Origin of the sequence: Streptomyces deccanensis (assembly GCF_022385335.1) — a bacterium.
In the GTDB taxonomy this organism is placed as follows: Bacteria; Actinomycetota; Actinomycetes; order Streptomycetales; family Streptomycetaceae; genus Streptomyces; species Streptomyces deccanensis.
The window spans coordinates 3,119,658-3,132,558 of the sequence record NZ_CP092431.1; the positions used below are offsets into that span (position 1 = coordinate 3,119,658).

General features: G+C 70.9%; 12 protein-coding genes and 1 tRNA gene. 6 read left to right on the forward strand and 7 right to left on the reverse strand.

Going from position 1 to position 12,901, the window contains the following annotated elements; translation table 11 throughout:
- Window positions 1–3: 3 nt before the first annotated feature.
- Both L3078_RS13940 and L3078_RS13945 read right to left on the reverse strand, forming a co-directional pair.
- The gene (locus L3078_RS13940; RefSeq protein ID WP_239753898.1) at window positions 4–654 is read right to left on the reverse strand and encodes an SDR family oxidoreductase; all 651 of its coding nucleotides are present in this window, start codon (window positions 652–654) and stop codon (window positions 4–6) included.
- 179 nt (window positions 655–833) lie between these two features.
- Entirely contained in the window at window positions 834–1,061 is a 228-nt protein-coding gene (locus L3078_RS13945) for a DUF2277 domain-containing protein (RefSeq protein WP_239753900.1), read from the reverse strand.
- 198 nt (window positions 1,062–1,259) lie between these two features.
- Between L3078_RS13945 and L3078_RS13950 the strand changes: the two genes are divergently transcribed.
- Complete coding sequence (locus tag L3078_RS13950) at window positions 1,260–2,183, forward strand: ketopantoate reductase family protein (RefSeq protein ID WP_239753902.1); 924 nt, start codon at window positions 1,260–1,262, stop codon at window positions 2,181–2,183.
- 85 nt (window positions 2,184–2,268) lie between these two features.
- On the opposite strand, the gene L3078_RS13955 is transcribed toward L3078_RS13950, so the two are convergent.
- A complete protein-coding gene (locus L3078_RS13955) occupies window positions 2,269–3,195 on the reverse strand; it encodes a LysR family transcriptional regulator (RefSeq protein WP_239753903.1) in 927 nt (308 codons plus the stop codon).
- 145 nt (window positions 3,196–3,340) lie between these two features.
- Between L3078_RS13955 and L3078_RS13960 the strand changes: the two genes are divergently transcribed.
- Window positions 3,341–3,682 carry a hypothetical protein gene (locus L3078_RS13960; protein ID WP_239753904.1) on the forward strand — a complete coding sequence of 114 codons (342 nt, stop codon included), beginning with the start codon at window positions 3,341–3,343 and terminating at the stop codon, window positions 3,680–3,682.
- 60 nt (window positions 3,683–3,742) lie between these two features.
- On the opposite strand, the gene L3078_RS13965 is transcribed toward L3078_RS13960, so the two are convergent.
- Window positions 3,743–3,814, reverse strand: a tRNA-Val gene (locus L3078_RS13965).
- 170 nt (window positions 3,815–3,984) lie between these two features.
- Between L3078_RS13965 and L3078_RS13970 the strand changes: the two genes are divergently transcribed.
- From L3078_RS13970 to L3078_RS13980, 3 genes are all read left to right on the forward strand, one after another.
- A complete protein-coding gene (locus L3078_RS13970) occupies window positions 3,985–4,815 on the forward strand; it encodes a DUF4097 family beta strand repeat-containing protein (RefSeq protein WP_420864059.1) in 831 nt (276 codons plus the stop codon).
- A 518-nt stretch (window positions 4,816–5,333) separates the two neighbouring features.
- A complete protein-coding gene (locus tag L3078_RS13975; protein ID WP_420864060.1) occupies window positions 5,334–6,680 on the forward strand; it encodes a hypothetical protein in 1,347 nt (448 codons plus the stop codon).
- Between the two features lie 134 nt (window positions 6,681–6,814).
- Window positions 6,815–7,447, forward strand: coding sequence for a DUF4383 domain-containing protein (locus L3078_RS13980; RefSeq protein WP_239753905.1), 633 nt, complete (start codon window positions 6,815–6,817; stop codon window positions 7,445–7,447).
- Between the two features lie 19 nt (window positions 7,448–7,466).
- Here the strand turns inward: L3078_RS13980 and L3078_RS13985 are convergent, their stop codons facing one another.
- The 3 genes from L3078_RS13985 to L3078_RS13995 form a co-directional block, all read right to left on the reverse strand.
- On the reverse strand, window positions 7,467–8,609 hold the full coding sequence (locus tag L3078_RS13985) for an amidase domain-containing protein (RefSeq protein WP_239753906.1): 1,143 nt from the start codon (window positions 8,607–8,609) through the stop codon (window positions 7,467–7,469).
- 115 nt (window positions 8,610–8,724) lie between these two features.
- Window positions 8,725–10,011 carry a polysaccharide deacetylase family protein gene (locus L3078_RS13990; protein WP_239753907.1) on the reverse strand — a complete coding sequence of 429 codons (1,287 nt, stop codon included), beginning with the start codon at window positions 10,009–10,011 and terminating at the stop codon, window positions 8,725–8,727.
- Between the two features lie 47 nt (window positions 10,012–10,058).
- Complete coding sequence (locus L3078_RS13995) at window positions 10,059–12,185, reverse strand: transglycosylase domain-containing protein (RefSeq protein WP_392313564.1); 2,127 nt, start codon at window positions 12,183–12,185, stop codon at window positions 10,059–10,061.
- 424 nt (window positions 12,186–12,609) lie between these two features.
- On the opposite strand from L3078_RS13995, the gene L3078_RS14000 reads away from it, so the two are divergent.
- Window positions 12,610–12,831: an FmdB family zinc ribbon protein gene (locus tag L3078_RS14000; protein WP_045557940.1), complete on the forward strand. Its 222-nt coding sequence runs from the start codon at window positions 12,610–12,612 to the stop codon at window positions 12,829–12,831.
- Window positions 12,832–12,901: the final 70 nt, after the last annotated feature.

The window sequence follows — 12,901 nt, forward strand, 5'->3', positions numbered from 1 at the left end:
CCGTCAGAGGACGGTCTGGCCTCCGTCCAGGACAAGGTCCTGGCCCACGGCGAAGGCCGAGGCGTCGGAGGCCAGGTACACGACGGCTTCCGCGACCTCCTCGGGCAGACCCATACGACCCAGCGGGATGGTGGAGCTGATCCCCTCCACGACCGCCGCCTGCACCGCCGGGTCCTCGATCCCGAGCTTGGCGGCGGAGTACAGCGGGGTGTCCACCGGCCCGGGGCTGACCGCGTTGAACCGGATGCCGTGCGACGTCAGCAGGTCCGCGTTCCACGAGCGCATCAGGGAGCCGACAGCCGCCTTCGTCGCGGCGTAGGCGTTCGAATGTCCGTAGCCGCCGTGCGCGCTGTTCGACGCGTTGAGGATGACCGAGGACGGGTTGGCCAGTACGGGCACCAGGGCCTGGCTGAGGAAGAAGACGCTCTTGACGTTGATGTCGAAGAGCCGGTCGTAGCTGTCCTCCGTGTGGTCCTCGAACGGCCGCCAGTCCGAGACACCGGCGTTCAGGAACGCCACGTCCAGCTTTCCGAAGTGCTCACCCACCTCCTTGGCCAGGGCGCGCTGCGCGTCGAGATCGCGTGCGTCGGCCTGCACGACCGGCACCTTGTCCCCGAGGGTCTGCCGCGCGCGCGGCGAAGCCGGCTCGCGCACCGACCCGATAGCAAGTCGGTCCACTTACCTCTCGGCCGGGTGGTGAGTGTTATGCACCGTGGGGGTGCCCCCTGAGGGGCGCGGGGAACTGCGCGACCAGCCCCCACCGGACGGACGCCAGGGGTCAAAGGGGCGCAGCCCCTGATGGGACGGGTAGGGGCGGCGGGGGCGAGCAAAAACTAACCCGCCCGACGCGCGGCCCCCCGCACCTCCAACCCGGCCAGCAACGCGGCCGTGGCCTCCGCGACCGCGTCCACCGCCTGCTCGAAGACCTCACGGTTGTGAGCGGCGGGCGCGCGGAAGCCGGAGACCTTCCGGACGTACTGCAGGGCGGCGGCCCTGATCTCGTCCTCGGTGGCCTCTTCGGGCAGGACGGGCGGTCGAAGCGTCTTGATACTGCGGCACATGCCCCCAGTCTCCCGCGCACACCCGCCGAACCCCACCCCCGGAAGTCAGCAGGTCACCACGACACCCCGGCCCAGCCCGGCAACCGACCCAAGTCTTCCCTTGGGTATTGGCAAGTTTCCCCGAGGATTGACTGTGCCCTCCCCCCTTGTGATCATCACCGAAGCCGGCTCGACCCACCCGGCGGAAACGAGGGGACCATGTCGAACGAACGACTCACGGTGGCGGTACTCGGCCCCGGCGGCGTGGGCGGCCTGCTCGCCGCCCTGCTGACCCGCGCCGGCAACCGCGTGATCTGTCTGGCCGGCGAGCGGACCGCCGAGGCCCTGGAGCGGGACGGCATCGAGGTCAGAAGCGCCCGCTTCGGCGACTTCACCGCCCGCGTCGAGACAGCGACAGAACTTCGCGAGCAGGTCGACGCGGCCCTGATCACGGTCAAGCACACGACCCTGACGGCCTCCCTGGACCGCCTCCCGGCAGCGTCCCTCGGCCCCGGCACGCTGGTCGTCCCGTTCCTGAACGGCGTCGAGCACCCCGCACGCCTCCGCGCCCACTACGGCGACGACGTGCCCCTCGCCCCCGCCACCATCCGCGTCGAGTCGACCCGGGTCGCCCCGGGCGTCATCGAGCATGGCAGCCCGTTCGCGGAGGTCGACCTGACCGGCGACAGGGTCCCCAGGGAGCGCCTCAACTCCCTTGCGGGAGCCCTGGAATGGGCAGGGGTGGGCACCCGTGTCCTGCCGGACGAGACGGCCGTGCTGTGGGCGAAGATGTCCTTCCTGGCCCCGTTCGCCCTGCTGACGACCCGTCATGGGCTGCCGCTGGGCGAGATCCGCACCCGCCACCGCGAGGAACTGACCGCCCTGGTCGAGGAGACGGCCGCGGTCAGCACGGCCGCCGGCGCCCCGGTCGACCCGGCCGAGACCCTCCGCCGCTACGACGCCTTCCCACCCGCCACCAAGTCGTCCATGCAGCGCGACGCGGAGGCCGGCCGACCCCTCGAACTGGACGCGATCGGCGGCGCGTTGCTCCGTACGGCCGAACGGCACGGCGTACGGGTGCCGGTGGCGACGGAGGTGGTGGCGGAGCTGAGGGCGGCGGAGGGACGTCGGACTGCCGAATGACCCCGACAGCCGAGGGCCCCCGCACGACCGAGCAACCCCGTACGGCGAACCACGAGCCGACGGTGCTCGACGCGGAGGCCAGGGCTCACTCCTCGACCGCCCGCACCCCACCCCCCACCCGCACCGCGTGCCGGGCCACCGTGTCGGCGAAGGCGCGGGCCGGGGGTGACAGGGCGTCCCAGCGTCGTACGGCCCAGCCGACCGTGAGCGGGGGCAGGTCGGGGACCGGGACGAAGCGGAGCCCGGGGTGGCCGGGGCCCGTCCAGCCCGGGAGCGCGGGGACCACGGCGTGGCCGACGCCGAGCTCGGCGAGGAGGATCGCGGTGTCCCAGTCGGCGACCCCGGCCCCGGAGGAGCTGACGGAGATGTCCAACTCCCGGTAGGCGGCGTCGAGATGGGCGTACGACGTGGAGTTCTCCGGCAGCCCGATCAGCCGCATCCCGTCCAGTTCCCGGCCCTCCACCCGCTCCCGTCCGGCGAGTTCGTCGTCGGCGCGCACGGCGAGCACCCAGGGCAGTTCCGCCACGGCCCGCTGTTCGATGCCCCGGACGGCGGGCCCCAGGGTCAGCCAGGAGAGGTCGAGGTCCCGGGACGGATCGGCCAGCGCGTCGCGGCACCCGGCGCTGGACCGCATGGTCTGGAACTCCAGGCCCACGTCCGGGTACGAGCGCCGGAAGTCGACGATGCCCTGCGTCATGAAGTGCCGCACGGTCGTGCCGCCCGTGGCGACCCGTACGACACCGCCGTCACCGCGCACCATCTCGGCCAGTCGGCGCAGGGCGAGGTCGAGCCCGGTGATGCCATCGGCCGCCGCCTCCTGGAGCACCCGGCCTGCCCGGGTGGGCACGACCCCTCGGGCCTGCCGCTCCACCAGGGCGACCCCGACCTCCCGCTCCAGCCGCCGCACGTGCTGGCTCACCGCCGACTGGGTGCACCCCAGCTCACGGGCCACCGCGCTGAGACTCCCGGCCCGGCAGACGGCGACGAAGACACGGAGATCATCGAGGGTCATGGCCCGACGATACCCAAGGCTCACCTTGGGGATGGATCCGCGCTCCAAGAGAGGCCTCCGCCTCGGCCACCCGTTCGCGTGAACCCGTGCCCGAAGTGACAGAAGGAACTCGCATCCCAAAATCGAACAGGCGTACCATTGCCGTGTGGCTAAGACCTATGACTTCCCAGAGGACCTTCTCGCCGGTCAGGAGGAGCTGCATCAGGTCCGGGCCGAGCTCCTGGCACTGCTGAAGCGGTTGCCCTGGTCGGTCGAGCCCCTGGACGGTTTCAGCGACGACCGCGGCTGGCGCAAGGTCGAGCGCCCCGCCTCGCCGGGCTGGACGGCCGACGAGCAGGCCGAGGTCGAGAAACTGCGCGAGCGCGAGCGGGAACTGGCGGTCTTCGTGAGCTGCCACCGCTTCTGGTCGGAGATAGCCACCGAGGAGAAGGTCGAGGCCCGCACCCATCTCAAGCACGCGCGGGACTCCCACGCGCGGGATTCCTGAGGCCCACAGCCCCGGACACGCGAAGACCCCGGCCGTGATCGGCCGGGGTCTTCGTCTCGGTGGGCATGGACGGTTTCGAACCGCCGACATCCTGCTTGTAAGGCAGGCGCTCTACCCCTGAGCTACACGCCCGAGTACAGGTCGACAGCCTACATTGCCCGAGGGAGTGCCCGGCAAACGCGTATCGGGGCCGGCTCGGGGGTTAACCCCACCCCTGATCCGGGAGCGGCCCGGATCCCCCCGAACTCCCCTGCTCCGTACGGTCGGAGGACATCGGAGGACCGGCCCAGGGGGAGATCGCCATGACAGGCACCGCACACACCGCACGCACCGCACGCCCGGCGCAAACCGCTCGTACGGCTCGTACGGCTCGCAGGTCGCGTGCGGGAGCGATGGGGGTCGCCGGTCTCGCCGTGGTGCTCATGGCGTCCGTGGCCGCGTGCGGGGCGGACGCCGGGGAGGACCGGGATCCGGAGCACCGGAGCTTCGCCCTGGCGGGCCGGACGCTCACGGTCGACTCGGACGACTCCGCGCTCGAACTGGTCGCGGCGGACGTGGACGAGGTCGAGGTCACCCGGTGGTTCGAGGGGCGGGTCATGGTCGGCGGGAAGCCCCGGGTGACCTGGGAGATGAAGGACGACCGGCTGGAGCTGCGGCTGGAGTGCGACGGCATCGTCGCCGACTGCGCGGCCAAGCACCGGATCGAGGTCCCGCGCGGGGTGGCGGTCGCCGTGCGCAGCGACGACGGGAGTGTGACCGCGAAGGGCTTCGCGGAGCCGCTGGAGGTCCGGTCGGCCGACGGTGCCGTGCGGGTCGGCGACACCACCGGGCCGTTGGAGCTGCACACCGACGACGCCTCCGTGCGGGCGCTCGGGGTCGCGTCGCGGAGCGTCAAGGTGAGCACGCAGGACGGTTCGGTCAAGCTCGAACTCGGGGTCGTGCCGGACCTGGTGGAGTCGCGCAGTGACGACGGTTCGATCAGTATCGGGTTGCCGCGGGACACGTCGTACCGGATCGAGACCGGGAGCGACGACGGTTCCGTGGACGTCTCGGTGCCCCGTGACGAGGGCAGCGCCCATGTGGTGACTGCCCACACGCAGGACGGTTCGGTGACGGTGCGCAACGTCGGCTGAGCGGCGGCCGCGAACATCGAACCGCTCGGCCCGTGTTTTCGTCCTTGACCGGTGGGAGAATGGCACCGGTCAGGGTGGATGACAGCACGGGAGAGGGAAGTGACGGCGACACCAGCAGAGCCGTACACACCAAGGGTGCCGAGCGCACGACAACCCCAAAGCCGCGCCCCCACCCACCCATCGCCCCCACGCCACCACCACCCCGGCCCGACGCCTCCGCACGCCCACCGGCCAACCCGACCACCCGCCCGACACCCGCACCCGAGGCCGACGCCCCCGCGCGCGGGACGGCCGACCGCGCACCACGGACCGGCCTCGCGCCGCACACGGCCAACCCCGCGCCGCGAACAGACAGCCCCGCGCCCCTGACGGACGACCCCGCACCCCGCACCGGCGCATCCGCCCCGCAGGCGGCCGACGGCATCCGACCGACCGACACCACCCCCAGGACCGACGCCCCCGGGCCACGGACCGGCGGGCCCACAGCCCACGCCCACCGCCCCTCTCCGCAGTCCCCCGTGAGCCGGCGGGTGCGGCGGCGGGCGGCCGCGCTGGATCGGGCCGTGCTGATCGCTCTTCCCCTCCTCGCCGGTCTCGTGCTGCCCGCGGCGTTCGCCGGGGGCGGGACGCGGCGGTGGTTCGGGGGCCGGGCCGAGGGGCAGCGGGCGGAGGCGCAGGCGGCGAAGGACGCGGCGGCGGCCGCGTTCTACGAGCTGGACACCGCGCAGCGGGATCTGCGGATCTCCATAGAGACGATCACGGCGGTGGACGACTCCCCCGGCGCCCGCCACGCGGCCGACGGCTTCGCGGCACTGGGCCGGCGGATCGACGAGGTCAGCCACCAGTACATCAACGCCGTCGACGCCCACGACCTGGACCGCGACGACCTGGAGGCGTCCGCGGCCGCCCGCGCCCGCACCGAGCTGACCGCCGCCAAGACGGAGCTGGACCGGGTCAAGCAGGAGCTGGACCGGTTCGCCCAGGGCCTCGGCCCGCTGCTCGGCAAGGCCGAGACCCAACTGGCCCGGCTGGCCCCGGCCGTGGAGCGCGCCCGGCAGGGACTGCTCGCCGCCTCCAACGCCCTGGACGCCGTACGGGGTTCGGGGCTGAAGGCCGACGATCTCGCCGCCCGCCTCGCGGCCCTCGCCCCCGAGCTGACCAAGCTCAACCAGGGGGCCGGGCAGCACGGCGTACGGGAGACGCTGGAGCGGGCCGACCGGGTCGTGCGCGAGGCGGAGGCGGTGCGCGCGGAGGCCGAGCGGCTGCCGGAGAGAGCCGCCGAGATCGACCACCGGCTCGTGTCGCTGCGCACCCGCGCGGAGGCGCTGGGCACCCGGGCCGAGCAGGTGCCGCAGGTGCTGAGCGAGCTGCGGCGGAGGTTCGTGGCGGCCTGCTGGCAGGACCTCCAGCAGGTGCCGGACCAGGCCGCGCGGGACGTCGAGCAGGCCCAGCTGAAGCTGCGCGAGGCACGGGCCGCGCGGGACGCCCAGCGGTGGCCGGACGCGACCTCGCTGCTGTCGACGGTGCGGGCGCTGCTGAACCACACCGACGAGGCGGTCTCGGCCGCCGGGGACCGGTTGCGGCGGCTGAACGCCGTGCAGAAGGACCCCCAGCAGGAGATCGACCGGACGCGGTTCGCGATCCGGGACGCGCAGCGGCTGGCCATGGCCGGGCGGTCGACCCCGGATCCGCGGCACGCACGCCCGCTGGACGAGTCCGTGGCACGGCTGGACCGGGCGATCGCCACGCTGGAGGGCCGGCACCCGGACTACTGGCACTTTTTGACCGAGACCGAGGCCGTGCGGCAGGCCGTGGCGCGGGTCGTGGACCAGATCCGCAAGGAGCGCGGCGCGGGCGCGACCTGAGGACACCCGCCCCCGCCCACCCTGCGACGACCGGGCCCCGGCCCGGGACCGGGGCACTGGGTTGCCCGGCGGAGCCGCCCGGCGGATGCTGAAGGGGTACGCAGGCCTCCGCGCACGCCCGATGGGAGGCGGACATGGCCACGCACGCCACGCACACACTGCGTCCGGGCAAGGGTCGGCACGCGGGTTCCCGGCGGCGGATCAGGATCGACGAGCACCTGCCCGTCGACCACCGCCTCAGCAGGGTCTACCGGATCGGGGCGGGCCTGATGGGCCTGTTCCTGCTCGTCTTCGGCATCCTGGGGCTCATCGACAAGGTGGGCTGGTTCGACACGAACGGCGACGAGGTCGTGGGGCTGAGCACCAACGGCACGCTGAGCGTCCTGTCGATCGCCGTGGGACTGCTGCTGCTCGTCGGCATGGTGATCGGCGGCAACTTCGCCTCCACGCTGAACATGACCCTGGGCGTCCTGTTCATCCTGAGCGGCTTCGCGAACATGGCCCTGCTGGACACCGACTCGAACTTCCTGGCGTTCCGGATCCAGAACGTCCTGTTCAGCTTTGTCGTCGGCATCCTGCTGATGACGTTCGGGATGTACGGCAGGGTCGGCACGGCGCTGCCGCACGACAACCCGTACTGGCGGGCCCGCCATCCCGAGGAGGCGGAGCGCGAGACGCGGCGCAAGGCCGGTGCGGGGATGGCGAAGCTGGAACGCGCCGACGCCCTCCCCGAGTCCGGGACGGACGACGGGAAGGGCGCCGGCTGAGGCACCGTGAGGGCTGGGCTCAGGTGCGGTACGCGAAGTAGTTCGCGGTCGGGTACGAGGCGATGATGCTCGCGACCGAACGGCGGTAGGTGTCCGCGTCGTGGTACGTCAGGTACGGGACACCGCTGGCGCTGCGGTAGGTCGTCATCATGGAGTGGTCCTTGGACCCGTCCTTGTTGAAGTCGACCTGGAGCACGTCGCCGATGTCCATCTGGTAGACGTTCGCGAGCGCGGTGGTCCGCTTGGCGGTCTGGGTGAACCAGGACCACTCGTTGACGCCGATCCACGCGTCGGCGGTGCCGTTGGAGGCGTAGTACCAGGTGTCGTACTCCTCCGGCGTGACCGTGGAGATCTGCTTCCAGCCGCCCGCCAGGAGGCCCTGGCTGAGGTAGTTGGTGCAGTCGCCGCCGGCCGCGTTGTACTTGCGGTACGCCGGGTTGTAGTTCTTCCAGTACTTCTCGGTGTACGTGGCCATCGCCCTGTAGTCGTAGGCGCCGCCCGTGAGCGTCTTCGGCTTGGGGGCCGGGTTGGGCGTAGTGGCCGCCTTGGGGGCCTGGATGATGGCCATCGGCGTACGGCTGAGCTTGCTGTCCGCGGGGGCGGCGACGGGCTCGTTGATCCGCGGGGCGCCGCCGTCGGTGGAGCGCATCGCGGTCAGCTGCCAGGTGCCGTTCGCCTGGGCGGTGAAGGTGAGCACGTGGTGCGCGTCGAAGCCCGTCGAGGCGGGTTCGTCGCCGCGTATCTTCTTGTACTTCAGGGTCGTGGTCTCGGTGACCTGGACCGTGGCCTTCTTGCCCTTGACCTTGGCGCCGTCGACGGTGACCTTCGTGTCGGCCGAGGTGTAGGCCTCACCCAGCGACGCCAGACGGGACTTGGTGCCCTTCAGGGCGGACAGCTTGCCGTCCTCGGCCTTCTTCTGGCCGGCGGACAGCTGCACACCGCCGGTGGGCTTCAGCGACTTGCGCGCGGCCTTGCTGCCGAGCAGCACGGCCGTACGGTCGGTGAGCACGTTGTCCGCGACGCGCCCGAAGGCGTCCTTGGTCGCCTTCGTGACCTTGGGGGTCGACGCGGCGGCGTTCGCCGCGGCGACGGGCAGCAGGGCGGAGGCCACGACGGCCGCCGCGAGGGTCGAGCCTGCGAGGCTCAACGTCCTTGATCTCACTGGGAATCTCCTTGACCCCGAGTTGGTCGTACCCGGGAGCGAATCTTTACATGACCTCCTCAAGGCAAGTGAGGTCGGGGGGTGTAACAAGTGAGCAACATGGGTATCTGTGGGGCTATTTCACGACCGATGCCCAATCGGCCGGGGCCTGGGCGGGGTCGAGGCCGCGCAGGTTCGCCAGGGTCTCCGGCGACTGGACGTCCATCCAGTCGGCGAGTTCGTCGAAGGACACGCACTTGACGTCCTTCTTCACGCACACGGTCTTGATGATTTCGTCGACGGCGTTCATGTAGATGCCGCCGTTCCACTGCTCGAAGTGGTTGCCGATGAGCAGGGGCGCCCGGCTGCCGTAGTACACGCGGTTGAAGCCCGCCATGTAGGTGTCGATGGTCTCCTGCTGCCAGGTCGGGTACATGGCCGGATCACCGTCGGTCTGCCCGTTGGTCTGGTTGTAGAGAAAGTTGAAGTCCATCGACAGGGCCTGGTAGTCGTCGTTGTACGGCAGCATCTGGAGCGGGAAGTCCCAGATGCCGTTCTTCTTGCTCGGCCACACCTGGAAGGCGCCCGGGGAGCTGGCGTCGTAGCGGTAGCCGAAGTCCTTGACGGCCTTCAGGAGGTTGTTCTGGCCTTCCAGACAGGGCGCCCGGCCGCCCTTGACGGCGTCGACGGTGAAGGGCAGCGGGTCGAGGTCGGTGGCGCCGGTGTTGGTCTTCCAGTTGGCGAGGAAGGAGTTGAACTCCTTGATCTCCTGCTTCCACTCCGCGACGCTCCAGTCCTTGCCGCCCTTGTCCCCGCAGAAGTGGCCGTTGAAGTGGGTGCCTATCTCGTTGCCCTCCTTCCACGCCTCGCCGAGCTCCGCCAGGGTGGTGCGGATGTGTTCGTCGGTGGGGTAGCTGATCGCGGCGGCGCCCTTGTCGTGCTGCGGCGGGTCGTAGAGGTCCCGCTTCGCCTTGGGCAGCAGATAGATGCCGGTGAGGAAGAACGTCATGTGGGCGTCGTACTTCTTCGCCATCTGCCGGTAGTGCTCGAAGAGGTTGTCGTCGCCCGCCAGCGCGCCGTCCCAGGAGAAGACGACGAACTGCGGTGGCTTCTCGCCCTTCTTGAGCCGCACGGGCTTCAACCGGCCCTTCTGCGGGCCCGTGTAGGAGGTGGAGCCGTCACCGATGATCTTCGTCTTGCCGTCCCAGACGGGTTCCTTCTTCGTGGCCCCCTTGTCGCTGCCGCTGCCGGCCGACGAAGCGGTCGGCGCGGTGTCGGCCGACCGGTTCAGCACCAGATAGCCGCCGACCAGGGAGGCCACCACGAGGAGCGCGGCCACCGTCAGGAACTGCGGGCGGGTGGTGCGGCGCGGCGGGCGCGCCTTGCGACGGCGGCCCTTGTGCGGCTTGCTGCCAGACTTCATGTACGGCTCATTCTGCGAGGGTGGCGGGTGCGGGTGCTCATCGGTGGTCAGCCGATCCTCATCGCACTGGACCAGATGTCGTAGGGGACCCCGGCATGGGGTGTTCCGGCGATCCCGTCGAGCGGCAGCGGCTCCAGGCTCTTGGCCAGGTCGATGCGGTAGACGACGACGGCGGTCGACACGTCGTCGGCCGTTCCGACGTACCAGGCGGCCTTGTCGTCCTGGGTGGTCCCGCCCTTGGCGGCCACCTCGTAGGAGGCGGCACCGGGCGAGGTGGGGTGGGCGTTGCGGTAGGCGTCGGTGAGCGCGGAGGTGACCTCGGCGGCCACCTTTCCGCTCATCGCGCGCTGCGGCTTCGGGGTGTCCAGGGGGACCTTGGACCCGTTGTGGGTCACCTTCCGCACGGAGTACGGCTCGGTGTGCTTGCCGAGGGCGGCGAAGGTGCTGTAGCCGCTGGCCATCCGGATCGCGCTGGGCGTGGCGCTGCCCACGGAGAGCGCCGGCACCTGTGCGCCGAAGCTGGAGCGGAGCAGTCCGGCCGCCTCGGCGGTGCCGCGCACCTTGGCCAGGCCGGTGTCCATGCCGAGCTGCATGAACGGGGTGTTCACCGAGCGGGCGAGCGCGTCGTGCAGGGTGATCGGGCCCCAGGACTTCTTGTCGTCGTTGTGGGCGAAGACCCGGTCGCCGTCCCGGTCCCAGTAGGGCCCCTCGGGGGTGGTCACGGGTACGGCGTCGTTCCCGTCGTACACCGTCTGCGGGGTGACAGGTGTCGCCTCGCCGCCCCGTTCCTTGACGACACCGTGTTCCAGCCCGGCCGCGTAGACGAAGGGCAGGAAGGCCGAGCCGGCCGGGACGGTGGTCGCGTTCGACTCGTTGAAGCCCTGTCTGCGGTGGTCGGGGCCGCCGTAGACGGCGAGGATCCGCCCGTCGGCGCCGACGGAGGAGGCCCCGATGTGCGCGGTCCTCGCCTTCTTCGGGTGGTCCTTCCGCACGTCCTTGCGCGCCGCGGTGACGGCGTCGGTCAGCTCGTCCTGCCGGTCCTTGTCGAACGTCGTGTAGATCTGGTAGCCGCCCCGGTCGAACTCCTGGTCGGTGAGGTTCGCCGCCTTCTTCGCGTACTGGGAGGCGAGCTGCACCAGGTAGTCGCTCTGCTTGCCGGTGTCGTACTGGTTCGCCTGTTCGATCGGCTCGGGGAACTTCGTGTACGTGGCGCGCTCGGCCTTGGACAGCTTCCCGATGTCGACCATCCGGTCCAGGATCCACTCCCAGCGCTCGACCGCCCGCTCCCGGTTGGCCTTGCTCAGGGTGGGGTCGTAGAGGCCCGCGCCCTTGAGGAGGGAGGCGAGGACGGCGGCCTCGCTGACGTTCAGTTCGCTGACGTCCTTGCCGTAGTACGCCTGGGAGGCCCGCTGGATGCCGTAGGTGCCACGGCCGAACCAGCTGGTGTTGAGGTAGCCCTCCAGGATCTCGTCCTTGCTCATCTGGTTGTCGAGCTTGAGGGCGAGCAGCGCCTCGTCGAACTTGCGGCCGAGCGAGCGGTCCTGGGTCAGATAGACGTTCTTGACGTACTGCTGGGTGATGGTCGAGCCGCCCTGGGTGTCCCCCTCGCCGACGGTGCGCACCAGCGCGCGGGTGATGCCGCTCACGGAGATGCCGGGGTCGGAGTAGAAGCTCGCGTTCTCCGCCGCGAGGACCGCCCAGCGCACGTCCTCGGGGACGTCCTTCAGGGGCATCGCCTGGCGCCGCACCCAGCCGGTCCGGGCCATGGGGGAGCCGTCGGACCAGAAGTACACGTTGTCCTGCTGGGTGGCGAAGGTGTTGAGGTCCTCCGGGATGTCCGTGGCGGCGTACGCCACGGACAGGAACATGCCGCTGACGCCCACGGCGAGCCCCGCGGCCCCCAGCGACTGCCGCCAGGACGGCACCCAGCGGCGCCAGTCGGCGCGGCCCGGACGGGGGTACTGCGGGCGCATACGGCGGGCGAAGGGGGCGAACGGGGCCAGTCGCGCGCCGGCGACGGCGGTGAACCTGGCCAGAACGGACGGCCTGGGCGCCTTGCGTCTGCCGCGCTTCCCTGATGCCGGCTGCTCCTGCGGGAGGTCGAACGTGCCCGGCTCCAGCACCCGCAGCTGCATGGTCTCGTCCGCCGGGGCCGGCGGGAGCTTCAGCTGCATGGTGAGGTCGGACTCCTCGGGCATCCCCTCCCCCTGCCCCTTCCCCTTCCCCCGGCTACCCACGGCGGGCTCCCCGGCACGGACGGCCCGAGCGATGCGCAGCAACGATTCGGCGGTGCGCGGCAACCTTTCGCCCGCGCACGGCGACTATGCGACCGGGACACGTGTCTCCCGATCGACAAAGGACAGCGGTCATTACTGTCCCCCCTCCCCACTTGGCATCGCCGCGCGGATGGTCACTGCCGCCACACCCGCGACAGTGAGCCCCCTGTTCCCCCGACCTTCCGGTCTCCACACAGCGACCACAAATTATCAGTCACTTTCACAACTGCTTCTGTCAGGAGCGTGAAAATTTGGCCAGTGTGACCGACCAGGCAAAACGCGGCGCTCTTGCCGCCCCCCGGACGCCGGTTAGCCTGACCCCATGCCTCGCTACGAATACCGCTGCCGGACCTGCGGCGACACCTTCGAACTGAGCCGTCCCATGGCCGAGTCCTCCGCCCCCGCGGACTGCCCCGGGGGTCACTCCGACACGGTCAAACTTCTGTCGACGGTAGCCGTCGGAGGTACGGCCGCCGCATCCGCCCCTGCGCCCCGGGCGGGCGGCGGTGGTGGCGGGTGCTGCGGTGGCGGCTGCTGCGGTTGATCAACACACTTCGATCAACGGACTCCGACGCCCGACCGTTCAGGCTGCCTTCAGCTTCGTTCGCCTAGCG